The organism is Amaricoccus solimangrovi (genome assembly GCF_006385685.1).
GTDB classification, from domain to species: Bacteria; Pseudomonadota; Alphaproteobacteria; order Rhodobacterales; family Rhodobacteraceae; genus Amaricoccus; species Amaricoccus solimangrovi.
In genome coordinates this window covers 1-22,337 of sequence record NZ_VFRP01000008.1, presented here as the reverse complement: position 1 = coordinate 22,337, position 22,337 = coordinate 1, and the positions used below count along the sequence as shown (strand labels likewise).

Annotated in this window: 23 protein-coding genes; 16 read left to right on the top strand and 7 right to left on the bottom strand. The window is 70.3% G+C overall.

Annotation, left to right across the window (positions count from 1 at the left end):
* Positions 1-16: 16 nt before the first annotated feature.
* Positions 17-805 carry a VOC family protein gene (locus FJM51_RS09880; RefSeq protein WP_140453981.1) on the bottom strand — a complete coding sequence of 263 codons (789 nt, stop codon included), beginning with the start codon at positions 803-805 and terminating at the stop codon, positions 17-19.
* A gap of 148 nt (positions 806-953) precedes the next feature.
* Between FJM51_RS09880 and FJM51_RS09875 the strand changes: the two genes are divergently transcribed.
* From FJM51_RS09875 to sorB, 7 genes are all read left to right on the top strand, one after another.
* Positions 954-2,231 (top strand): cation:proton antiporter, encoded by a 1,278-nt coding sequence (locus FJM51_RS09875; RefSeq protein WP_140453980.1) that lies wholly within the window; start codon positions 954-956, stop codon positions 2,229-2,231.
* A 56-nt stretch (positions 2,232-2,287) separates the two neighbouring features.
* Positions 2,288-3,652: an NfeD family protein gene (locus FJM51_RS09870; RefSeq protein ID WP_140453979.1), complete on the top strand. Its 1,365-nt coding sequence runs from the start codon at positions 2,288-2,290 to the stop codon at positions 3,650-3,652.
* 3 nt (positions 3,653-3,655) lie between these two features.
* Positions 3,656-4,423, top strand: coding sequence for a slipin family protein (locus FJM51_RS09865; protein WP_140453978.1), 768 nt, complete (start codon positions 3,656-3,658; stop codon positions 4,421-4,423).
* An 84-nt stretch (positions 4,424-4,507) separates the two neighbouring features.
* Entirely contained in the window at positions 4,508-5,041 is a 534-nt protein-coding gene (locus FJM51_RS09860; RefSeq protein WP_210240251.1) for an RNA polymerase sigma factor, read from the top strand.
* Positions 5,038-5,838 (top strand): anti-sigma factor, encoded by an 801-nt coding sequence (locus FJM51_RS09855; RefSeq protein ID WP_140453977.1) that lies wholly within the window; start codon positions 5,038-5,040, stop codon positions 5,836-5,838. Before FJM51_RS09860 ends, FJM51_RS09855 begins: the two co-directional genes overlap by 4 nt.
* A 101-nt stretch (positions 5,839-5,939) precedes the next feature.
* Entirely contained in the window at positions 5,940-7,151 is a 1,212-nt protein-coding gene (sorA, locus tag FJM51_RS09850; RefSeq protein WP_140453976.1) for a SorA family sulfite dehydrogenase catalytic subunit, read from the top strand.
* A gap of 10 nt (positions 7,152-7,161) precedes the next feature.
* Positions 7,162-7,467: a SorB family sulfite dehydrogenase c-type cytochrome subunit gene (gene sorB / locus FJM51_RS09845; RefSeq protein WP_140453975.1), complete on the top strand. Its 306-nt coding sequence runs from the start codon at positions 7,162-7,164 to the stop codon at positions 7,465-7,467.
* A 30-nt stretch (positions 7,468-7,497) separates the two neighbouring features.
* Here the strand turns inward: sorB and FJM51_RS09840 are convergent, their stop codons facing one another.
* From FJM51_RS09840 to FJM51_RS09820, 5 genes are all read right to left on the bottom strand, one after another.
* A complete protein-coding gene (locus tag FJM51_RS09840; RefSeq protein WP_140453974.1) occupies positions 7,498-7,932 on the bottom strand; it encodes an RbsD/FucU family protein in 435 nt (144 codons plus the stop codon).
* Positions 7,933-8,020: 88 nt separating this feature from the next.
* Positions 8,021-9,391: a cytochrome c gene (locus tag FJM51_RS09835; protein WP_140453973.1), complete on the bottom strand. Its 1,371-nt coding sequence runs from the start codon at positions 9,389-9,391 to the stop codon at positions 8,021-8,023.
* Between the two features lie 10 nt (positions 9,392-9,401).
* Positions 9,402-11,171: a GMC family oxidoreductase gene (locus FJM51_RS09830; RefSeq protein ID WP_140453972.1), complete on the bottom strand. Its 1,770-nt coding sequence runs from the start codon at positions 11,169-11,171 to the stop codon at positions 9,402-9,404.
* Positions 11,172-11,174: 3 nt separating this feature from the next.
* A complete protein-coding gene (locus FJM51_RS09825) occupies positions 11,175-12,053 on the bottom strand; it encodes a gluconate 2-dehydrogenase subunit 3 family protein (RefSeq protein WP_140453971.1) in 879 nt (292 codons plus the stop codon).
* A 200-nt stretch (positions 12,054-12,253) separates the two neighbouring features.
* The gene (locus tag FJM51_RS09820) at positions 12,254-12,958 is read right to left on the bottom strand and encodes a GntR family transcriptional regulator (protein WP_140453970.1); all 705 of its coding nucleotides are present in this window, start codon (positions 12,956-12,958) and stop codon (positions 12,254-12,256) included.
* Positions 12,959-13,059: 101 nt separating this feature from the next.
* Between FJM51_RS09820 and uxaC the strand changes: the two genes are divergently transcribed.
* Genes uxaC through FJM51_RS09775 form a run of 9 tightly spaced genes read left to right on the top strand, consistent with a single transcriptional unit; the run spans position 13,060 to position 22,090 of the window.
* Complete coding sequence (uxaC, locus tag FJM51_RS09815) at positions 13,060-14,466, top strand: glucuronate isomerase (protein ID WP_140453969.1); 1,407 nt, start codon at positions 13,060-13,062, stop codon at positions 14,464-14,466.
* A gap of 21 nt (positions 14,467-14,487) precedes the next feature.
* Positions 14,488-15,474: a TRAP transporter substrate-binding protein gene (locus tag FJM51_RS09810; protein ID WP_140453968.1), complete on the top strand. Its 987-nt coding sequence runs from the start codon at positions 14,488-14,490 to the stop codon at positions 15,472-15,474.
* Between the two features lie 59 nt (positions 15,475-15,533).
* Positions 15,534-16,088: a TRAP transporter small permease gene (locus tag FJM51_RS09805; protein ID WP_140453967.1), complete on the top strand. Its 555-nt coding sequence runs from the start codon at positions 15,534-15,536 to the stop codon at positions 16,086-16,088.
* Position 16,089: 1 nt separating this feature from the next.
* Entirely contained in the window at positions 16,090-17,370 is a 1,281-nt protein-coding gene (locus FJM51_RS09800) for a TRAP transporter large permease (protein ID WP_140453966.1), read from the top strand.
* Positions 17,367-17,648, top strand: coding sequence for a cupin domain-containing protein (locus FJM51_RS09795; protein ID WP_140453965.1), 282 nt, complete (start codon positions 17,367-17,369; stop codon positions 17,646-17,648). The genes FJM51_RS09800 and FJM51_RS09795 overlap by 4 nt, the downstream gene beginning before the upstream one ends.
* Before the next feature lie 10 nt (positions 17,649-17,658).
* On the top strand, positions 17,659-18,483 hold the full coding sequence (gene kduI / locus FJM51_RS09790; protein WP_140453964.1) for a 5-dehydro-4-deoxy-D-glucuronate isomerase: 825 nt from the start codon (positions 17,659-17,661) through the stop codon (positions 18,481-18,483).
* Positions 18,480-19,205 carry a 2-dehydro-3-deoxy-D-gluconate 5-dehydrogenase KduD gene (kduD, locus tag FJM51_RS09785; protein ID WP_140453963.1) on the top strand — a complete coding sequence of 242 codons (726 nt, stop codon included), beginning with the start codon at positions 18,480-18,482 and terminating at the stop codon, positions 19,203-19,205. Before kduI ends, kduD begins: the two co-directional genes overlap by 4 nt.
* Entirely contained in the window at positions 19,183-20,619 is a 1,437-nt protein-coding gene (locus FJM51_RS09780) for a mannitol dehydrogenase family protein (protein ID WP_140454093.1), read from the top strand. Before kduD ends, FJM51_RS09780 begins: the two co-directional genes overlap by 23 nt.
* Positions 20,612-22,090: a UxaA family hydrolase gene (locus FJM51_RS09775; protein ID WP_140453962.1), complete on the top strand. Its 1,479-nt coding sequence runs from the start codon at positions 20,612-20,614 to the stop codon at positions 22,088-22,090. The genes FJM51_RS09780 and FJM51_RS09775 overlap by 8 nt, the downstream gene beginning before the upstream one ends.
* A 40-nt stretch (positions 22,091-22,130) precedes the next feature.
* On the opposite strand, the gene FJM51_RS09770 is transcribed toward FJM51_RS09775, so the two are convergent.
* Positions 22,131-22,337: TRAP transporter large permease subunit (locus FJM51_RS09770; RefSeq protein WP_140453961.1), on the bottom strand; the 207-nt coding region annotated here is incomplete at its 5' end.

Genomic DNA, 22,337 nt, shown 5'->3' with positions numbered 1-22,337 from the left:
GCCCCGGAGGCCCCGCTCAGGGCGCGTCGTTCGGTCCGACGACCGCGAACCACGCGCCGCGCGGGTCGCGGGCCACGGCGATATGGGCGCCGCCGGGAACTTCCATCGGCCCATGCGCGAGCACGCCGCCGCCGGCCTCGATCCGCGCGATGGCCCCTCCAACCCCCTCGACGCCGAAATACGGCAGCCAGCATGGGACCGGCGCGGGCCCGAGGCCCATCATGCCGCCGATATCGGCGCCGTCATGCGCGAAGAACTGGTAGACGCCCGTCTCGCCCATGTCGATCGCGCGCGACTTCTCCCAGCCGAAGAGGTCGGAATAGAAGCGCAGCCCCGCCTCCGGATCGCTCGACATCAGTTCGTTCCAGTTGCCGTGCCCGGGCTTCGCCTGGTCGAAGGCATGGCCGGCGGGCCTGTCGCCCGGCATCGGTTCGGGCTGAAGGACGCCGAAGCCCGCGCCCTGCGGATCGGCGACGACGGCGAAGCGGCCCGTGCCCGGGATGTCCGCCGGCTCGCGATGGACCGCGCCCCCGGCGGCGCGGATCGCCGCGACGGCGGCGTCGGCGTCCTCGACCGCGAAGTAGATCATCCAGAAGGGCGGCGTCTCGCCGAGTTCGGCGGGCTTCTCCATCACCCCCGCCACCAGGTCGTCGCCCGCGGCGGCGAGGTGATAGGTGAACCCCTCCATCCCCGCGTCGCGGAAGCTCCAGCCCAGAACCTCGGCGTAGAACCTTTCCGCCCCCTCCAGATCCGGCCCCTCGGTCACCAGTTCGTACCAGCACGGGGTCCCGTGAAGTTTCGCCATCGCTCTCTCCCAGCGCGTTTGCTCCCCGGCGCGGAGAATAGCATGCCGGAGGGAGTCCGGCGTGGAAAACGGCGCCGGGGCGCGCCACGCCGGGATCGGCCGACCGCGCCGATCCCGGAACAAACCCCGCCGCGCCTCGTTCCCCGGCATGGACGCTCTTCTCGACCTCGACCCCCTGACCGAGTTCAACATCGCGATCGCCCTCTCCGCCGGTGTCGTGCTCGTGCTCGGCCTCTTCGCGGGATATGTGAAGAACCGCCTGTGGATGTCGGAACCGACGCTCTGCCTTCTGCTGGGCGTGCTCGCCGGTCCCGCGGTGCTCGGTCTCGCGGATCCCGCGCGGCTGCCCGTGGAGCCGCGCGACGCGCTGCTCGAAGTGGCGCGGATGACGCTCGCGATCGCGGTGATGGGCGCGGCGCTGCGCCTGCCGGCGGGCTATGTCCGGCGCAACCTCGCCCCGCTCCTCCTCGTGCTCGGCCCCGGCCTCCTCGTCATGTGGCTCGCCTCCGCCGGCCTCGCAGCGGTCTTTCTCGGCGCCTCGCCCCTGGTCGCCCTGCTCCTCGGCGCGATCCTCGCGCCGACGGATCCGGTCGTCGCCGGCTCGATCACGACCGGCAAGATCGCCGAGCATCTCCCCGCCCGGATCCGCCGCCTGCTGATCGCCGAGAGCGGCGCCAACGACGGCCTCGGCCTTCTCTTCGTCATGCTGCCGCTGCTGCTCCTGACCGAGCCGCCGGGCGCGGCGGTGACCGAATGGCTGACGCGCGTCCTTCTCTGGGAGATCGGCGGCGCGGTCGTGATCGGCGCCGCCGCCGGCTGGCTCGCGGGACGGCTGCTGCTCTGGGCCTATCGCCAGCCGTTCTCGGACGATCATTCGCTCATCACCGTCGGCCTCGCGCTCTCGCTCACCGTCCTCGCGCTGGTCCGGCTGATGGGCGGCGACGGCATCCTCGCGGTCTTCGCCGCGGGCGTCACCTTCGCCCGTTACGTCTCGCGCCGCGAGACGCGGCACGAACACGCGCAGGAGGCGATCGGACGCTTCTTCGACCTCCCCGCCTTCATCCTGATCGGGGTCGCCCTGCCCTGGGGCGACTGGGCCGCGCTCGGCTGGGCAGCGCCCGCCTTCGCCGCCGCGGTGCTGGCACTGCGGCGCCTGCCCTGGTGGATGCTGGGGCGCGTGGTGGCGCCGGAATTCGGCACCCGCGCGGAATTCGCCTTCATGGGCTGGTTCGGACCCATCGGCGTCTCCTCCACCTATTACGCGCTGCTCGCCGCGCGGGAAACCGGCGTGGCGGAGTTATGGCCCTGGACGAGCCTCGTGGTCTTCGCCTCCGTTCTCGTCCATGGCATCACGGCGACACCGCTGACCCGGCTCGTGACCGGCATTGGCCGGGGTGAGCCGGGCCTCCCGCGGGAGCCGGCCTGAGGCCCCGCGTTGTCGCGGGAGGCGCGAAGCGGTATGATCGGCGAAGGGAGGCGAATGTGCGACGTCTCGCCCTTCTGGCCGCGCTGGCCGCGGCCCTCGCGCTGGCGGCGGTCCTGTCGGCCCAGGCGGCGCCGGTGCCCGCCGGTGGCCCGCGGGTCGTGCTGATGACCGCGATCGAGGGACCGATCGGCCCCGCGACGGTGAAGCATGTCGACCGTGTCATCCGCCTCGCGGAGGATCGGCGCGCGGCGGCGCTGGTGCTCCGGATCGATACGCCGGGAGGGCTGGCGGAGGCCATGCGCCGGATCGTCTCCGCCATCCTCGCCTCCCGGGTTCCGGTGATAGGCTATGTCGCGCCCTCCGGCGGGCACGCCGCCAGCGCGGGAACGTATATCCTCTACGCGACCCATGTCGCGGCGATGGCGCCGGGAACCAATCTCGGCGCGGCGACCCCGGTCCGGATCGGCGGACTGCCCGAGGGACTGCCGGGCGGCGCGGAAAAGCCGGCGCCCGAGGACGCGCACGCGGCCAAGGCCACGAACGACGCGGTGGCGCTGATCCGGAGCCTCGCCGAGATGCGCGGCCGGAACGCCGACTGGGCGGAGCGGGCGGTGCGCCAGGCCGAGAGCCTGTCCGCGGAAGCCGCGCTGCGCGAGCACGTGATCGACATCGTCGCGCGAAACCTGCCCGAACTTCTCGCCGCCGCAGACGGCCGGATTGTCGAGGTCGATGGCGCGAAGGTGACGCTCGCCGTCGCCGGGCCGCCGGTCGAGACCGTGGAGATGAGCGCGACGACGCGCCTGCTCGCCGTCCTCTCCAATCCCGATCTCGCGCTCGTCCTGATGATGATCGGCATCTACGGGCTGATCTTCGAATTTCTCAATCCCGGCGCGGTCGCGCCCGGCGTGATCGGGGCGATCTGCCTCACGCTCGCGCTCTACGGGCTGAACCAGCTGCCGCTCGACTACGCCGGCCTCGCGCTGATCGGGCTCGGCGCCGCCTTCATGGCCTTCGAAGCGGTGACGCCGAGCTTCGGCGTCCTCGGCGCCGGCGGGCTCGTCGCCTTCGTGCTCGGCGCCTCGATCCTGATCGAGACGGATGTGCCCGAATACCAGATCTCGTGGTGGACGATCGCCGCGCTGGGGACGGTCGGCGCCGCGGCCTTCGCGCTGCTTCTTGGCGCCACGATCCGCGCCTATCGCCGCGCGCCCGCCAGCGGACGCGCGCGCATGACGAGCGCGCCGGCGCGGGTGCTCGAATGGTCGGGCGAGGCGGGTTTCGTCTGGGCCGAGGGAGAGCGCTGGCAGGCCGCCGGCCCGCCCGGGCTGAAGCCGGGCGAGGAGGTCCGCGTGCGCGGCAGGGAGGGGCTCGTCCTTCACGTCGAGGCCGCGCCCGGGGACGGCGTTCAGGAAAGGGGCTAGGCCATGCCGATCGACATCTTCAACTGGATCTTCCCGCTGCTCGGGCTGGCGCTCGTCCTGCTGGTCCTGCCGCTCGCCGTCTACGTCTTCCGCGAATACGAGCGCGGCGTCGTCTTCACCCTCGGCCGGTTCTCGCGCGTGAGCGGGCCCGGCTTCGCGCTGATGATCCCCTTCGTCCAGCAGGTGGTGCGCACCGACCTCAGGACCCGCGTCGAGGACGTGCCGAGTCAGGACGTGATCAGCCGCGACAACGTCTCGGTCAAGGTCAACGCGGTGATCTATTTCCGCGTCGTCGACCCGCAACGCGCGATCATCAACGTCGCCGATTTCCAGATGGCGGTCAGCCAGCTCGCGCAGACGACGCTGCGCTCGGTGCTCGGCAAGCACGAGCTCGACGAGATGCTGGCCGAGCGCGACCGGCTGAACGTGGATATCCAGGAGATCCTCGACCGCCAGACCGACGCCTGGGGGATCAAGGTGGCGAATGTCGAGATCAAGCATGTCGACATCGACGAGAGCATGGTGCGCGCCATCGCCCGGCAGGCCGAGGCGGAGCGCCACCGCCGCGCCCGGGTGATCAACGCCGAGGGCGAGCAGCAGGCGGCGGCGAAGCTGGTCGAGGCCGGCCGGATGCTCGCCGAACAGCCGAACGCGATGCAGCTGCGCTACTTCAACGCGCTGAACGACATCGCGAACGACAGGACCACGACGATCGTCTTTCCGCTGCCCGCGGAACTGCTGCCGAAGGGACCGCGCGGCGGGCAGGCGTGACGCTCGCGCCCGCCGCGACGGTTGCAAGGCCCGGCGCTTTCGCGGAACGTGGCCGGCGGCGCCGGAACGGGATCGGAGATGCCAGTGTTCTCGACGGCCAACTGGACAATGCTGCGTCGGGTGTCACCGCGGCTCGTCGGCTACGCGGTCGCGCTCACGCATGATCCCGACCTCGCCGGGGATCTGGTCCAGGATGCGATCGTCAGGGCGGTGGAGAGCAGGAACGTCCCGGCGGACGAGCGCGCCTTCCGCGCCTGGATCACGCGGATCCTGCGCAACCTCTGGATCGACCGCTGCCGGGCGCGGCGGCGGCGCGCGGACCGGGCGGAAGCTCCCGCCGGGGAGGTGGCGGATTTTCCGGCCGGCTTCCGGTCGGAGGATCTGATCCTCAACCGGATCGTCGTGCGCGAGGCGTTCGGCCGCCTCAGCGCCAGCCACCGCGAGATCCTGGCGCTGATCGACATCCTCGGCTTCAGCTATGGCGAGGCGGCCGAACTGCTTGGGGTCAGACCGGGAACCGTGATGAGCCGGGTCAGCCGCGCCCGGCGCGACCTGCTCCGGCGCCTGTCGGACGAGGGCGTCGTCCCCTTCCCCGCCGCCGCCCGGAGGATGCCATGACGCAGAAACCCGTCTCGATGGAGGAGCTGAGCGCCTATGTCGATGGCGAACTCGCGCCCGGGCAGGCGGCGCGGATCGCGCGGATCGCCGCCTCGGACCCGGAAACCGCGCGGCGCGTCGCGATCCTCCGGTCGCTGCGCGCGGGGGTCGCCGCCATCGGCGAGGAAACGGCCCGGGTAGACGTCGAGGCGATCCGCGGCCGGATGGTCCGGCGGCGGAACGCGCGGTGGCTCGGCGCCGCCACCGCCGCCGCGGCGGTCCTCGCCCTCGGTCTCGGTCTCGCCGGCTGGCAATCGATGACACCGGCGTCACCGGAGCGTGGCGCGGCCGCGGGCGGCGTCGTCTCGGGCGATGTGGCACGCATGGTCGCGGCCCATGACGCCTGGGTGGCCGGCGCGGCGCCGCCGGCCGCCGCGCCGCCGCCGGACCGCCTCTCCGCGCTGATCGGCGCGACGGGCCTGAGGCTGGTCCGCTCCGGCCGGCTGCCGCTCGCCGACGGCCGCGCCGCCGGTCAGACGGATTACCTGGGCGCGCATGGATGCCGGCTGAGCCTGTTCCGGGCCGAGGACGCGGCCCCCCGGCCGGCGCGGGAGCGCCTGGTGGTGGAGATCGAGGGGGATCTCCGACTCGCCTCCTGGTCCGCGGGGCGGGACTATCATCTCGTCTCCCGCGGCATGGACGTGCCGCGTTTCGCGACCATCGCCAGCGCGCTCATGGCGGCGACGCGGCGGGAGGGCGGGGACGAGGGCGAGCCGCTGGCGCTTCTCTCCGGCGCGCATCGCCCCTGCCTCGGCTAGAGTTCTCGCCCACCTCGGCGGAGGAGGGAATAAACCCGGCTTCCCGGACGTTTTCTTTCCATCGGACCACCCGGAATCGGGGGCCGCGTAGGGAGGAACTCATGGTCACCAGAAGACAGGTTCTCGGAGCCTCGGCGCGCGCGGCGGCCGCGGTCGGCATCCTGGGCGGGGCGGGGCTGCGCGCCGCCTTCGCCGATGTCGCGCGACTGCCCTTCGCCAATGGCGAGCGCGAGCTCGTCGCCTACCCGGGGAAGCGGCCGCTGCTGCGGCTCACCGCCCGCCCGCCACAGCTCGAAACCCCGTTCAGCGTGTTCGACGAAGGAGTCATCACGCCGAACGACGCCTTCTTCGTCCGCTACCACCTCGCCGGGGTCCCGACCGAGATCGACCCCGACACCTATGCGATCGAGATCGGCGGCCTCGTGAACACGCCGGTCCGGGTCGGCCTCGCGGAGCTGAAATCGGCCTACGAGCCGGTCGAGATCACGGCGGTGAACCAGTGCTCCGGCAACAGCCGGGGCCTCTTCACGCCGCGCGTCGGCGGCGGGCAGGCCGGGAACGGCATGATGGGCTGCGCGGTCTGGAAGGGCGTGCCGCTCAGGGCGCTGCTCGAGAAGGCGGGCGTCGGGGAAGGCGCGGCGCAGGTGGTTTTCGACGGGCTCGACGGGCCGGTCATCGACAAGACACCCGACTTCCGCAAGGCGCTCGGGATCGACCACGCACTCGACGGCGAGGTGATGGTCGCCTACCAGATGAACGGCGAGGACATCCCCTGGCTGAACGGCTATCCGGTCAAGCTGGTGGTGCCCGGCTATTACGGCACCTACTGGGTCAAGCACCTGAGCACGATCACGGTGGTCGAGAAGCCGTTCGAGGACTTCTGGATGAAACCCGCCTACCGCGTTCCCGCGAATGCCTGCGCCTGCGTCGAGCCGGGGACGAAGCCCGCGGCGACCGTCCCGATCGGCCGCTTCTCGATCCGGTCCTTCATCACCAGCGTCGAGGACGGCGCGACGGTGCCGGCCGGGACGCTCGCGCTGCGCGGCATCGCCTTCGACGGCGGCTACGGCGTCACCGAGGTCGATGTCTCGGCGGATGGGGGCAGGTCCTGGCAATCGGCGGCCCTGGGCGAGGATCTGGGCCGCTACGCGTTCCGCGAATGGACCACCAGCCTCGCCGTCGCGAAGGGCGAGCGGACGCTGATGGTCCGCGCGGTCAACCGGATCGGGCAGAGCCAGCCGACGGAACCGCTCTGGAACCCTTCGGGCTACATGCGCGACGTGGTCGAGACGACCCGGATCACCGTGAACTGAGGAGGCGACGATGAAACATGTCTTTCGCACCGCGCTCGCCGCGCTGCTTCTCGCCGCCCCGCTCGCATCCCCGGCGGCGCCCGTGACCTACGCGCTTCCCGACGAGTCGGCGACGTTCCGGCCCGGCCCCGGCGTCGAGACAGCCGAATCCAACTGCGGCGCCTGCCATTCGGCCGATTACATCGAATACCAGCCGCCGGGGATGGGCGCGGATTTCTGGAGCGCCGAGGTGACGAAGATGATCAAGGTCTACGGCGCGCCGATCAGCGAGGAGGATGCGAAGGCCATCGCGGCCTATCTCGCGGCGACCTACTAAGGATCCGGGCGGCGCGGTCCCCGCCGCCCGCTACGGAAAGACCACGCCCTTGCGCAGGATGAAGTTGGCATAGATCCGGGTCTCGGCGGTGGCAAGCACCGCGAAGCTCCGCTTCGCGCGCGCGTAGAAGGCGAAGCGTTCCAGCGCCGCGGTCGCCACCCCCTCGGCCTCGAAGAGGGGGGCGGCCTCGCGCACGACCTCGGGGATCTCCTCGGGCCGTCCGACGACCTGCATCGTCAGCGCCGGATCGGGCTCGAACGTGTCGAGCGGCAGCAGAGAGAGCACGGCGCGGACGGCGCGCACCGCGTCGCAGTCGATCCGGAGCGGGTGGCCGAGCACGCTTTCCCGCGCCACCGAGGCGGCCGGGAAATTCGCGTCGACGATGGCGATCTCGTCGCCATGGCCCATCGCCGCCAGCGCCCGCAACAGATCCGGGCCGATGAGCGGGTCGATCCCCTTGAGCATCGCTTTCTCCCCAATGCCGGCCCGTCCGGGGCGCGGACCCTCCGGCATTGAGACCGCTTCCGCGGCCCCGTGTCCAGCCCCCGCGCCGTCAGTCGGCGCCGGCGTCGCGCAGGCCGCGGACATCCTCCTCCTTCACCGCCGGCGCGTCGTTGTGCCAGGCGCCGCGCACGAAGGTCGCGAGTTCGGCCACCTCGGCGTCCGACAGCCGGTCGGCGAAGCCCGGCATCCTGACCGCGGCCGGCCGCTCCCCGGTCGAGGGCAGCGCCGCGCCGGCGAGGATCGTCGAGACGAGCCCCGTGACCTTCGGCGCCGTCACCAGCGAATTGCCGTCGAGCGCGGGGAAGATCTGGTCCGCGCCCTTGCCGTCGACGAAGTGGCAGGCGGCGCAGTTGTCGAGATAGAGCCGCGCCCCGAGCGGCATTCCGGGCTCGGCGGCGGAGAGCAGGCGCTCGGTCTCGGTCGCGGACTCGTCCGCGAGCCTGTCGACGCGCGGAATGGGCTGACCCACCGGCGGCGCCTCCGCGGCGCCCGCGCCCGATCCCGCCCCGGCCGGACCGATCGCGCGCAGATAGGCGACGACGGCGGAGAGGTCGTCGTCCGAGAAGTACTGGAGCGAATGCTCGATCGCGAGCTTCATCTCCCCGCGCACGCCCGCGTGGGCGTTGCGGCCCGAGGCGAGGAAGAGCTTCAGGTCGGCGTCGCTCCACCGCGCGATGGCGCTCTGGTCCGAGCGCAGGTCGGGCGCGGTCCAGCCGCCGATCTCGCCGCCGGTCAGGAAGTCGGGATCCTCCGAGGTGAAGCCCGCCTGGGCGTAGACGAGGTTGCGCGGGCTGTGACAGGCGCCGCAATGGCCCGGCCCCTCGACGAGATAGGCGCCGCGGTCGAGCACCGGATCGTCGAACCGGGGCTCGAAGCCCGCCTCCGGCAGGCCGACCAGCTTCCAGGCGCGGATGCCCCAGCGCTGGTCGAGCGGGAACGGCAGGTCCGTCTCCCGCGGCTCGTTCCGGACCGGCGCCAGGACCTTCGTGAAGTAGTGGTAGAGATCCTCGACATCGGCCTCGGACAGCTCGCGGTAGCTGTCGTAGGGCATCGCCGGGTAGAGGTTCCGGCCGTCGCGGCCGATCCCGTCGTAGAGCGCGGCGCGGAACTGGTCGAGCGTGATGCCGCCGATCCCGGTCTCCGGATCGGGCGTGATGTTGGGCGAATAGATCGCGCCGAAGGGACTGGGGATCGGCCGCCCGCCGGCGAAGGGCTCTCCGTCGTCGGCGGTGTGGCATCCGGCGCAATCGGCGACCCGCGCGGCGTAGAGCGCGGCGGCGTCGGGATCCCCGGTCGCGCCGGCGGCGGCCATCTCGACGGGTTGGGGACCGGTGTGGCGCGCGGGCACGAAGATCAGCGCGAGCGCGGCGACGATGGCGAGGAGCAGGAGCCAGGCGATGATACGCAGAAGGGTCAGCATCGCATCCACCTCACATCAGCGGCCGCGGGTTCGGCAGGTAATCCTTCCGGATCGCCGCCACCGCCCAGTAGGCGAGACCCCCGACCGCGCCGGTCGGGTTGTACTGGATGTTCTGCGGGAAGGCCGAGGCCCCCATCACGAAGAGATTGTGCAGATCCCAGCTCTGCAGGTAGCGGTTGACCGCCGAGGTCGCCCGGTCGGCGCCCATGATCGCGCCGCCGACATTGTGCGTGGTCTGGTAGGGCCGCACGTCGTAGGCCGCGCCCTCGGACTTGAAGGAGGAGCGCATGATGTCGGGGTTCATGCTCTTGGCGATCGGCTCGATCTTCGACTTCATGAACTGCGTCATCCGGATGTCGTTCGGCTTCCAGTCGAAGGTCATCCGCATCAGCGGCCGGCCGTGGCGATCCTTGTAGGTCGGATCGAGGTCGAGACAGGTGTCGCGATAGGCCATGTTGGAGCCGTGGCTGCCGATGCTCATCGCATGGCCGTACCATTCGCCGACCGCCCGCTTCCATCCCGCGCCCCAGCTCGGCGTGTCGGGCGGCAGCGCCATCTGCTGGATCGGCCGCCCGCCGGTATGTCCCGCGGTGATGTAGCTGCCGCCGATGAAACCTTCCTTCGCGAAATCGATCTGGCTCATCGAGAAGTCGTCGATCGTGATGCCCCCCGAGCCGTTGCCGACGAAGGGATTGAACTCCTTGTCCTTGAAGAACAGCGTCGTGCCGCCGTTCATCTGGTAGGAATAGTTGCGCCCGACCACCCCCTCGCCGCTGCGCGGATCATAGGGCGTCCCGATCTCCGATAGGAGCAGCAGGTGGACGTTGTGCAGCGAATAGGCGCAGAGCACGACGAGATCGGCCGGCTGGAACACCTCCTCCCCCGCCCGCTCGTCGAAATAGGTGACCCCGGTCGCCGTCTTGCCATCCGCCGCCTTCTCGATCCGGAGCACTTCGGATCGGACGCGATACTCGAAGTTAGGCTTGCGCTTCAGCGCGTCGAGCACGCAGGTCTGGGGGCTCGACTTCGAGTAGTTGAGGCAGCCGAACCGCTCGCAGAAGCCGCAATAGTTGCAGGGACCGAGCTGCATCCCGTATTCGTTCACATAGGCCGCGCTCGCATTCGCCGAGGGCCGGGGAAACGGATGGTAGCCCATCGCCCGCGCCGCGTCCGCGAAGAGCACCGAGTCGTAGGTGTTGACGAGCGGCGGCAACGGATATTCCTTCGAGCGCGGCGCCTCGAACGGATTGCCCCCCGCGACGATGGTGCCGTCGAGATTGCCCGCCTTGCCCGAGATGCCGAGCAGGTATTCGAACCGCGTCAGATGCGGCTCGAGCTCCTCCGCCGTCACGCCCCAGTCCTGGAGCCGCATCTCCGGCGGGATGATATCCGCGCCGAAGGCCTCCTCGACATGGGAGCGAAGCCGGTATTCGACCGCCTGCGGCCGCCAGGTCTGGCCGTTCCAGTGGATCCCCGCGCCGCCGACGCCGTCGCCGGGCAGGAAGGAGCCGAGCACACGGTAGGGCAGCGCGGTCTCGTCGAGCGTGCGCCGGATCGTCAGCGTCGAGTTGCGCGGCTTCTGCATGAAGCCGTAGCGGATGCCGTAGCGCAGCTCGTCCGCGACCTTGGGATATTCGAAATCGGGCACCGTGTCGCGATCGTCGCCCCGCTCCAGCGCGAGAACCTCCAAGCCCTCGTTCGCGAGTTCCATCCCGAGGATCGAGCCGGTCCAGCCGAGGCCGATGATGACGACGTCCTTCTTCTTCTCCTGACGTGCCATGGCTCAGGCCCTCTCGCCGGAGATCGAGACCGGGCCGAGCGTGTAGGGCTCGTTGTAGCGCGTCACCCATTCGGAATAGGCCGCCCGCGCTCCGGGAAATCCGATATAGGCCCAGGCCGCCATGCCCGCGTTGCCGCCGTATTTCGGATCGGCGAAATAGCCCTCCTTGGTGTTCTGCACGAGCAGCGTGAAGAAGTCGCGCAGCTCCGGCGGCAGGATCGCCACCTCGAGCGTCTCGCCGGCCGCCGGCGCGCCGCCCGCGTTGAGTTCGGGATGGGGCATGCCCCCGGCTCCGCCCGCGTCGCCCTGCGCGGACTGGCCGCCCTCGTCGGTCTGGGGCGTTCCCTCTGTCGCCCCCACGTCGCCCTGCGCGCCGCCCGCGACCCGGGGCTCCGAGGCGCCGACGGCGTTCTTTTCCAGCGTGGCGAGCGCCTCGTCCTGCTGCTCGGGCGAGAGATCGGCGAAGACCTTGCCATAGGTCGAGCCGCACCACTGGTCGAAGGTTCCGATCGCGCCCCGGTAGATCTCGGCCGGGGTCAGCGGCGTCTGGTAGCCGAGCTTGGGATCGGCGTCGGGCTGGTGCGGCCCTTCCATGTACCAGTCCGCCGCCGCCCCGAAATCTCCGGCGAGCTGCAGGTCGATGAAGACCGGCACGCGCGTCTCGATCGCGCCGGGGCCATCGCCGTCGGAGGGGATGAGACGCCCGGTCGCCGCGAGGATGAAGGCCCATTCGGGCGCCGAGAAGAAGACCGGCCGGTACGTGTCGATCGGCGGCGCCTCCGCCGCGCGCGGATGGAGCGGCAGGCCCAGTTGTCCGAGGGCGAGGCCCGCCGCGCCGGCCTGGAGCAGGCGGCGGCGGGAAGTGTGGCTGGGAGGAAACATCTGGCGGCTCCGGCTTGGCTTCGAGGCTCGGCTTGGCACTCCGGAAGCCCCCCGCCCGCGTGCCCTTCCGGATCCGCCGGCCGGGACAACCCCCGGGAGGTCGGCGGGCGGCGCGCGCGCCGCCCTCACAAGAGCGTTAGCCCGATTTTACCCGCCGGCAAGGGAAGCCCCGGCGAAAGCACCCGCGCCCGCGCGCCCCGTCAGTCCCCGAAGACCTCCGGCTGGTCCACGTGCAGGCGCGCGATGATGTCCTCGATCCGCGACAGGTGCTGGCGGATCGCCGCCACCGCCGCCTCCGCGTCGCGCGCCCGGAGCGCGTCCAGAATCAGCCGATGCTCCGCGAGCGCCGTGGCCGCGCCATAGGAGAGGCTGAGGTAGCGGGCGCGGTCCATGTGCCCCTTGTTCTCCTTCACCAGCGTCCAGACGAATTCGAGCCCCGCGTATTCGCAGATGTCATGGTGGAACTGGTCGTCGAGCGCGTGGAACTCCGCGCGCGCGTCGGCGGCGACCGCCTTCTCCTGCGCCGCGATCAGCCGCCCGAGCGCGTCGAGATCCCGCCGCGTCAGCCGCTCCGCCGCCTTGCGCAGGCAGGCCTCCTCGAGCGCGGAGCGGATGAAATAGGCGCGCAGCACCGCCGCCTCGGAGAGCGGCGTGACGGTGGTCGCGCGCTGCGGCCGGATCTGGATGAAGCCGAGCTGCGACAGCCGGTAGAAGGCGTCCCTGACCGGCTGGCGCGACACGCCCATCTGCGCCGCCACCTCGGCCTCGGAGAGCTTCGCCCCGGGCATCAGCGACAGATTCACCACCCGTTCGTAGAGCAGATCGAAGATCTGGTCCGTGACGGTGCGGGGACGAAGATCGCCCAGCGACGGCAAGGCGGCGATCCCGGACTCTGACGCGGCCATCGGAGGCTCCTCGTTGACGGGGTGATTGACGTATCTCACAAACTAGCATATTAGAAGTCTAGCCGCGAGACAAGCGGAGGCGACAGGAGGAGACGAGGCGCATGGCCCTGCTTGACGAAGACCGGCTGTTTCCGATCGAAGGCCGCGCCCGCGATCTGGCCCGCGCGCTCTACGCCGAGGTCCGCGACCTGCCGATCGTCAGCCCGCACGGCCATACCGATCCGCGCTGGTACGCGCTCGACGAGCCCTTCCCCGATCCGGCGCAGCTGATCGTCACGCCCGACCACTACGTGTTCCGGATGCTGTTCTCGCAGGGCGTCCCGCTCGAGGCGCTCGGCGTGCCGCGCGCCGACGGCGGCCCGACCGAGACCGACGGGCGCGCGATCTGGCGCCTTTTCGCGAGCCATTATCACCTGTTCCGGGGCACGCCCTCGCGGCTCTGGCTCGACCACAGCTTCCAGCACGTCTTCGGCATCGACCGCGTGCTGAGCGCCGAGACGGCGGACTGGTACTACGACCACATCGCCGACTGCCTCGCCCGGCCCGAGTTCCGCCCCCGCGCGCTCTTCGAGCGGTTCAACATCGAGGTCATCAGCACGACCGAGCCCGCGACCGACGAGCTGCGCTGGCATGGCATGATCCGCGATTCGAACTGGGGCGGCCGGGTGATCACCGCCTACCGGCCGGACGGCGTGGTGGATCCGGAAATGGCGGGCTTCGCCGAGAATGTCGCGCTGATGGGCGAGCAGACCGGTTTCGACACCGCGACCTGGGACGGCTATCTCGACGCGCACCGCGCGCGCCGCGCCTATTTCAAGGAATTCGGCGCCACCTCCTCGGATCACGGCCATGCGACCGCGCGGACCGAGGACCTCGCGCCCACCGAGGCGGCGGCGCTGTTCGGGAAGGCGCTCCGGGGCGCCTGCTCGGCGGAGGAGGCGGACGCCTTCCGCGGGCACATGCTGACCGAAATGGCGCGGATGAGCCTCGAGGACGGGCTGGTCCTCCAGATCCACCCCGGCTCCCGGCGCAACCATTCCGATGCGATGCTGGCGATGTTCGGCCGCGACAAGGGTTTCGACATTCCCGGCCGCACCGATTACGTCGCCGCGCTCCGCCCGCTCCTGAACGCGGTCGGCACCCGCGCCGATCTGAGCGTGATCCTGTTCACCCTCGACGAGACGTCCTATTCGCGCGAACTCGCGCCGCTCGCCGGCGTCTATCCCTGTCTGAAGCTCGGCCCGCCCTGGTGGTTCCACGACAGCGCCGAGGGGATGCGCCGCTTCCGCGAAATGGCGACGGAGACGGCGGGTTTCTACAATACCGTGGGCTTCAACGACGACACCCGCGCCTTCTGCTCGATCCCCGCGCGCCACGACGTCGCGCGGCGGGTGGACTGCGCGTATCTCTCGACGCTGGTCCTGAGCGGCCGGCTCGACGAGGAGGACGCGCCGGAGCTGGCGCGCGACCTCGCCCACGGCCTCGCCAAGAAGGCCTACAAGCTCTGAACTTCGCATCGGGAGGATTAGATGAAGTTCCTGAACACCACTCTCGCCGGGCTGCTCGCCTCGGCCGCGCTCGTCTCGGCCGCGGCGGCGGCCGATTGCGAGATCACGCTGCGCTCGTCCGACACCCATCCCGACGGCTATCCGACCGTCGAGGCCGTGAAATCCATGGCCAAGGAGGTCGAGGAGAAGAGCGGCGGCCGGCTCTGCATCCAGGTCTTTCCCTCCTCGCAGCTCGGCGAGGAGAAGGACACGATCGAACAGACCCAGTTCGGCGTGATCGACATGGTGCGCGCCAGCTTCGGCTCGTTCAACGACATGGTGCCGAGCGCGCAGCTTCTCTCGCTGCCCTATCTCTTCAAGTCCGAGGAGCAGATGCACCATGTGATGGACGGGCCGATCGGCGAGGAGATCGCGCAGGATTTCGACGCGCATGACCTCGTCGTGCTCGCCTATTACGACGGCGGCTCGCGCAGCTTCTACAATTCCGAGAAGCCGATCAAGTCGGTCGCCGATCTCAAGGGCATGAAGTTCCGCGTGATGCAGTCCGACGTCTTCGTCGACATGATGTCCGCGCTCGGCGCCAATGCGACGCCGATGCCCTATGGCGAGGTCTATTCCTCGATCCAGACCGGCGTCATCGACGGGGCCGAGAACAACTGGCCCTCCTACGACAGCTCGGGCCATTACGAGGTCGCGAAGTACCTGACGCTCGACGAGCACCTGATGGTGCCCGAACTCCTCGCGGTGTCGAAGGTCAGCTGGGACAAGCTCAGCGCCGAGGACCAGGAGATCATGCGCACGGCGGCGAAGAACTCGGTCCCCGTGATGCGCGACCTCTGGGCGCAGCAGGAGAAGGCCTCCGAGGAGAAGGTCGAGGCCGCCGGCGTCCAGGTCGTCACCGACGTGAACAAGCAGGAATTCGTCGATGCGATGGGCCCCGTCTACGAGAAATACGTCACCACGCCCGAGGCCAAGGACCTGGTGAAGCGCATTCAGGAAACCGAGTAACCATCCGCTCGCCCGGCCGTTCCCGCGGCCGGGCCTCCCCCCCAGGAAGGAGTCATGACGTGCAGGACAGGATGCAGGGCCTGGCCCTCGCCACCGGCTGGATCGCGCGCCTCGCGCTCTGGATCGCGGGCATCGGGCTCGTGCTGATGACGGTCATCATCTTCGCGCAGGTCTTCGTGCGCTACTTCTTGAACGACAGCCTGCAATGGGCCGAGCCGAGCTCGGTCATGATCATGGCCTGGTTCATCTTCCTCGGCGCGGCCGTCGGCCTGCGCGAGGGCTATCACCTCTCCTTCGACGTGCTCCTCGTGTTCCTGCCCGACCGCGTGGCGCCCTGGCTCCACACGATCTCCGACTTCGTCGTGGCGGCCTTCGGCTTCGGCATGACCTGGTACGGCTCCCAGCTGGCCGCCAAGGCGGCGCGCGACATGGTGCCCGGCATCGGGATCTCGCGCTTCTACGACTTCCTGCCGCTGATGGTCGGCGGCGTGCTCATCATCCTCTTCTCCGCCGAGCGCGTGCTGCGCCGCGTCGCGGGCCTGCCGACCGCGCGCTTCGGCGACCTCGATCCGGAAGACGAGGATCTGGCCGAACAGACCGGCACGGGGGCCTGACATGGAACTCTGGATACTCTTCGGAACCTTCGTGTTCCTGCTGCTGATCGGCACGCCGGTCGCCTTCTGCCTCGGCGTGTCGAGCTTCGCCACCGTGCTCTATCTCGGCCTGCCCCCCGTCGTCGTGTTCCAGCGCCTGAATTCCGGCGTCTCGGTCTACGCGCTGATGGCGATCCCCTTCTTCATCTATTCCGGCGACCTGATGGTGCGCGGCGACATCGCCCGGCGGCTCGTCGCCCTCGCGGGTGCCATGGTCGGCCATCTGAGGGGCGGCCTCGGCCAGGTGAACGTGCTCGCCTCGGTCATGTTCGGCGGCGTCTCGGGCTCGGCCGCGGCCGATGCGAGCGCGGTCGGCGGACTGATGGTGCCGCAGATGAAGGCGCGCGGCTACGATGTCGACTACGCGGTGAACCTCACCGTCGTCGGCTCGATCATCGCGCTGCTGATCCCGCCTTCGCACAACATGATCATCTATTCGATCTCGGCGGGCGGCCGGCTCTCGATCGCCGATCTCTTCACCGCGGGCGTGATCCCGGGCCTGCTGCTCGCGCTCTCGCTGATGACCGCCGCCTGGTTCGTCGCGCGGCGCCGCGGCTATCCGACCGAGCCCTTCCCGGGCCTCGCGGCGCTCGGCCGGCTCTTCCTCTCGGCTGTGCCCGGCCTGATCCTGGTCGCGATCATCTTCGGCGGCGTCCGCTCCGGCTTCTTCACCGCCTCCGAGAGCGCCAACGTCGCGGTCGTCTACGCGCTGCTCGTCACCGCGCTGGTCTACCGCACGCTGCCCTGGCACGAATTCACCGACGCGACCATCGCCGCGGTCCGCACCACCTCGATGGTGCTGCTCGTGATCGGCACCGCCGCCTGCTTCGGCTGGCTGCTCGCCTATCTGCGCGTGCCGACCGCGATGGTGAACGGGCTCCAGTCGATCTCCGACAACCCGATCGTGATCCTGCTGCTCATCAACGCGACGCTGCTGATCCTCGGCACCTTCATGGACATGTCGCCGCTCATCATCATCACGACGCCGATCTTCCTTCCCGTGGCGCAGGCCTTCGGCGTCGATCCGGTGCATTTCGGCGTGATCCTGATCCTGAACCTCGGCATCGGGCTCTGCACGCCGCCGGTGGGCGCGGTGCTCTTCGTCGGCTGCGCGGTCGGGCGGATCTCGATCTGGCAGGCGATGCGCACGATCTGGCCCTTCTACTTCGCCGCGTTCGCGACCCTGATGCTGGTCACCTACATCCCCGCCCTTTCCCTCTGGCTGCCCGCGTTGTTCAAATGAGCGATCCCGTCCGGACCGTGCTCGCGCACTCCCCCGAACTCATGCTGGTCCGCTTCGCCTTCGCGGCGGGCGACCGGGGCGCGCTCCACAGCCACCCGCATGTGCAATCCACCTATGTCCGCTCCGGCCGCTACCGCTTCACGCTCGACGGCCGGGACTTCGAGATCGGCCCCGGCGACGCCTTCGTCATCCCCTCGGGCGCCGAGCACGGCTGCCTCTGCCTCGAAGCGGGGGAGCTGATCGACAGCTTCACCCCCCGCCGCGACGACTTCCTCTGAAAGGTTCCCCATGCTCTCCGTCGAAACCCGCCACGCCATCCATCCCGATCACGCGAAGGGCATGGATACCGAGACGCTCCGCCGCCACTTCCTGACGGAGGGCATGTTCGCCGAGGGCGAGATCCGGCTCGTCTACACCCATTACGACCGCTTCACCGTCGGCGCCGCGGTCCCCGCAGGCGGGTCCCTGACGCTCGACAAGGTGGAGGAGACGCGGACGGCCACCTTCCTCGAACGCCGCGAGATGGGAATCGTCAACATCGGCGGCCCCGGCCGGGTGGAGGCCGCCGGGCAGGGCTGGGACATGGGCTACGGCGACGTGCTCTACCTCGGCATGGGCTCCGGCCCCGTCACCTTCTCCGGCGAGGGCCGCTTCTACATCACCTCCTGCCCCGCGCACCGCGCCCTGCCCTGCCGGCTCGTCACCGTCTCCGAGGCCAAGGAGATGAGGACCGGCGCGGTCGAGACCTCCAACAAGCGCACGATCCGGCAGTTCATCCACCCGCTGGTGATGGAAAGCTGCCAGCTCGTGCTCGGCTATACCACGCTCGAGGACGGCTCGGTCTGGAACACCATCCCCTCCCACGTCCATGACCGGCGGATGGAGGCCTATCTCTACCACGGCATGGCCCCGGAATCGCGCGTGCTGCACCTGATGGGCGAGCCGACCGAGACGCGCCACCTCTTCGTCGCCAACGAGCAGGCGGTGATCTCGCCCACCTGGTCGATCCATTCCGGCGCCGGGATCGGCGGCTATACCTTCATCTGGGCCATGGCGGGCGACAACATCGACTATACCGACATGGACTTCATCCAGCCGGCGGATCTGCGATGAATCCGTTCTCGCTCGAAGGCCGGGTCGCGCTCGTCACCGGCGCCAATACCGGCATCGGCCAGGCGATCGCGGTGGCGATGGCCCGGGCCGGGGCCGAGGTGATCGCCGCCGGCCGGCGCGACTGCGACGAGACGCTGGCGCTGATGGGCTCGGGGCGGTCGCTGAGGCTCGACTTCGCCGATCCGATGGCCGCGCGCGACGTCTTCGCCGCGGAGCGGATCGACATCCTCGTCAACAACGCCGGCGTCATCCGCCGCGCCGACGCGGTCGAGTTCTCGGAAGAGGACTGGGACGCGGTGATCGACGTGAACCTCAAGGCGGCGTTCTTCACGGCCCAGGCCTTCGCGAAGGCCGCCCTGCCGCGGGGCATGGGCAAGATCGTCAACATCGCCTCGCTCCTCTCCTTCCAGGGCGGCATCCGCGTGCCCTCCTATACCGCGTCCAAGCATGGGATCGCGGGCCTCACCAAGCTCCTCGCCAACGAATGGGCGGCGAAGGGGCTCAATGTGAACGCGATCGCGCCGGGCTATATCGAGACCAACAACACCGAGGCGCTGCGCGCCGATCCGGAGCGCTCGAAGGCGATCCTCGACCGCATCCCCGCCGGGCGCTGGGGCCGGGCCGAGGACATCGGCCAGACCGCGGTCTTCCTCGCCGCCCCGGCCTCGGACTACATCAACGGCGCGGTCCTCAATGTCGATGGAGGCTGGCTTGCACGATAGGCTCCACCGCGATCCCTCGCCCGCCCCGGCGCGGATCGTCCATCTCGGCCTCGGCGCCTTCTTCCGCGCCCATGGCGCGATCTACATCGCCGAGGCCGCTCGGAAATCGGGCGAGGACTGGGGCGTGCTCGGCGTCTCGCTGCAATCGCCCGGCACCCGCGACCGGCTCGCGCCGCAGGGCTGGGCCTATACGGCGGTCGAGCTCGGGCCGGAGGGCGAGAGCGCCGAGGTCGTCACCCTGCTCCGGGGCGTGCTCGTGGCGCCGGAGGATCCCCGCGCCGTGCTCGACGCGATGGCGGCGCCCGAGGTCGCCATCGTCAGCCTCACCGTCACCGAGAAGGGCTATTGCCACAATCCGGCGAGCGGGCGGCTGAACCGCGACCACCCCGACATCGTCCATGACATCGCCGATCCGCTGCCGCGCTCCGCGCCGGGCTTTCTCGTGCGCGCGCTCGCGGCGCGCCGGGCGGCGGGTCGTCCCCCCTTCACCGTGCTCTGCTGCGACAACCTGCCCGAGAACGGCCGCGTCGCGCGCGGGGTGACGCTCGAACTCGCCCGGCTGATCGACCCCGACCTCGCCGCCTGGATCGAGACCGAGGGCGCCTTCCCCGCTACGATGGTGGACCGGATCGTTCCCGCCACGACCGCGGCCGATCTCGACCGGGTGGAAGAGCTCACCGGGTACCGCGACGAGGCGCCGGTGATGCACGAGCCGTTCCGGCAATGGGTGATCGAGGATCACTTCGCCGGCCCCCGTCCCGATTTCGCCGCCGCCGGCGCGCAGATGGTCGCGGATGTGACGCCCTTCGAGCACATGAAGCTCCGGATGCTGAACGGCACCCATTCCTCGCTCGCCTATCTCGGCTATCTCGCCGGGCACGAGACCATCGCCGAGACCGTGGCCGATCCGGTGCTCGCCGGCTTCGCGCGGAGCCTCTGGCGCGACGAGATCATCCCCGCGCTGACACCGCCGCCGGGCGAGGAGCTCAGCGCCTACGCCGACGCGCTCGCCGCGCGCTACGCCAATCCCGGCATCCGCCACCGCACCTGGCAGATCGCGATGGACGGCAGCCAGAAACTGCCGCAACGCATCCTCGGCACCATCGCCGAGAGCCGCGCCGCCGGCCGCCCCGTTCCGGGCCTGACGCTCGCCGTCGCCGCCTGGATCCGCTACACCTCCGGCCGCGACGAGAAGGGCCAGCCGATCGAGGTCAAGGACCCGCTCGCGCCGAGGCTCGCCGCGCTCTGGCGCGACGATCCGGCGGAGACGGTCCGGGGTTATCTCGGCGTGGCGGAGGTGTTCCCGCCCGCGCTCGCCTCGGACCAGGGCTTCGCCGCCGACCTGACCGCCGCGCTCGAAGGGCTGCTCGCGCGGGGGGCACGGGCGATGGCCGGGGGGCTCGTCCATGCCTGAACCCCTGATCCTGCATCCGTCGGACACGGTCGCGATCCTGACCGAGAAGGGCGTGGCCCCGGCCGGACACAAGGTCGCCCGCGCCCCGATCCCGAAGGGCGCGCGGGTGGTGAAATACGGCCAGACCATCGGCTATGCCACCGAGGACATCGCCGAGGGCGCGCATGTGCACAGCCACAACTGCGCATTCGGCGAGCATTCCCGCGACTACCACCCCGGCCAGGGGCTCGACGCGGCCCGCGCCGCGCTCGACGCGCGCCGGGGGCCGGCGCTGAGCTTCCAGGGCTACCGCCGCGCCGACGGCTCGGTCGGCACGCGCAACTTCCTCGCGCTCGTCGCGACCGTGAACTGCTCCGCCACCGTGATCCGCCGCGCCGCCGAGGAGCTGCGGATGGAAAGCGCGCTCCGCGACTACCCGAACGTCGACGGCGTCGTGGCCTTCGCCCATGGCACCGGCTGCGGCATGGCGGACCAGGGCCCCGGCTTCGCCGCGCTCGAACGCGTGCTCGCGGGCCACGCCGGGCATCCGAACGTGGGCGCCGCGCTCTTCGTCGGGCTCGGCTGCGAGGTGATGCAGATCGCCCGGATGAAGCGCGACCTCGGGGAGGCCGCCCGCTTCCACGGCCTGACGATCCAGGACACCGGCGGCACCCGCAAGACCATCGACGCGATCAAGGCGAGGGTGCGCGGGATGCTGCCCGCGCTCAACGACGCGAAGCGCGAGACCGCTCCCGCCTCCGCGCTCCGGATCGGGCTGCAATGCGGCGGTTCGGACGGGTTCTCGGGCATCACCGCGAATCCCGCCCTCGGCATCGCCTCCGATATCCTCGCGGCCCAGGGCGCCTCGCCCGTGCTCTCGGAAACCCCGGAGATCTATGGCGCCGAACGCCTGCTGCTCGACCGCGCCGCCTCGCCCGAGGTCGCGGCGAAGCTCATCGAGCGCATCCGCTGGTGGGAGGAATACACGGCGAAGAACGGCGCCTCGCTCGACAACAATCCCTCGCCCGGCAACAAGGCGGGCGGGCTCACCACCATCCTCGAGAAATCGCTCGGCGCGGTGGCGAAGGGCGGCAACGCGCCGCTCGAGGCGGTGCTCGACTATGCCGAGCCGATCCGGACGCCGGGGCTGAACTTCATGGACACGCCCGGCTACGATCCGGTCTCGGCCACCGGCCAGATCGCGGGCGGCGCGCAGATTATCGTCTTCACCACCGGCCGGGGCTCCGCCTTCGGCTCCAAACCCGCGCCGACGATCAAGCTCGCGACCAACGACCGCCTCGCCCATGCGATGCCCGACGACATGGATCTCAACTGCGGCGACGTGCTGAGCGCGGGCGTTCCGCTGGAGACGAAGGCGCGCGAGATCGTGGACCTGATCCTCTCGACCGCCTCCGGCCGCCCGACCAAGAGCGAGGATCTCGGCCTCGGCGACAACGAATTCGTGCCCTGGCAGATCGGCGCGACCGTCTGACCGCCCTCCGCGCCGGTCCCGTACCGCCGCGCACCAACGCTCACCCGAACATCGTGTCCGGGACGAGGAGCGCGATGGCGGGGAAGGCGATGATGAGCAGGAGCCCGATGAACATCGCCAGCAGGAAGGGCAAGACGCCCCGGAAGATCGTGGCCATCGGCACGTCGGTGGCGACGCCCTTCACGACGAAGACGTTGAGCCCGACGGGGGGCGTGATCATCCCCATCTCGATGACGATCACCGCGAC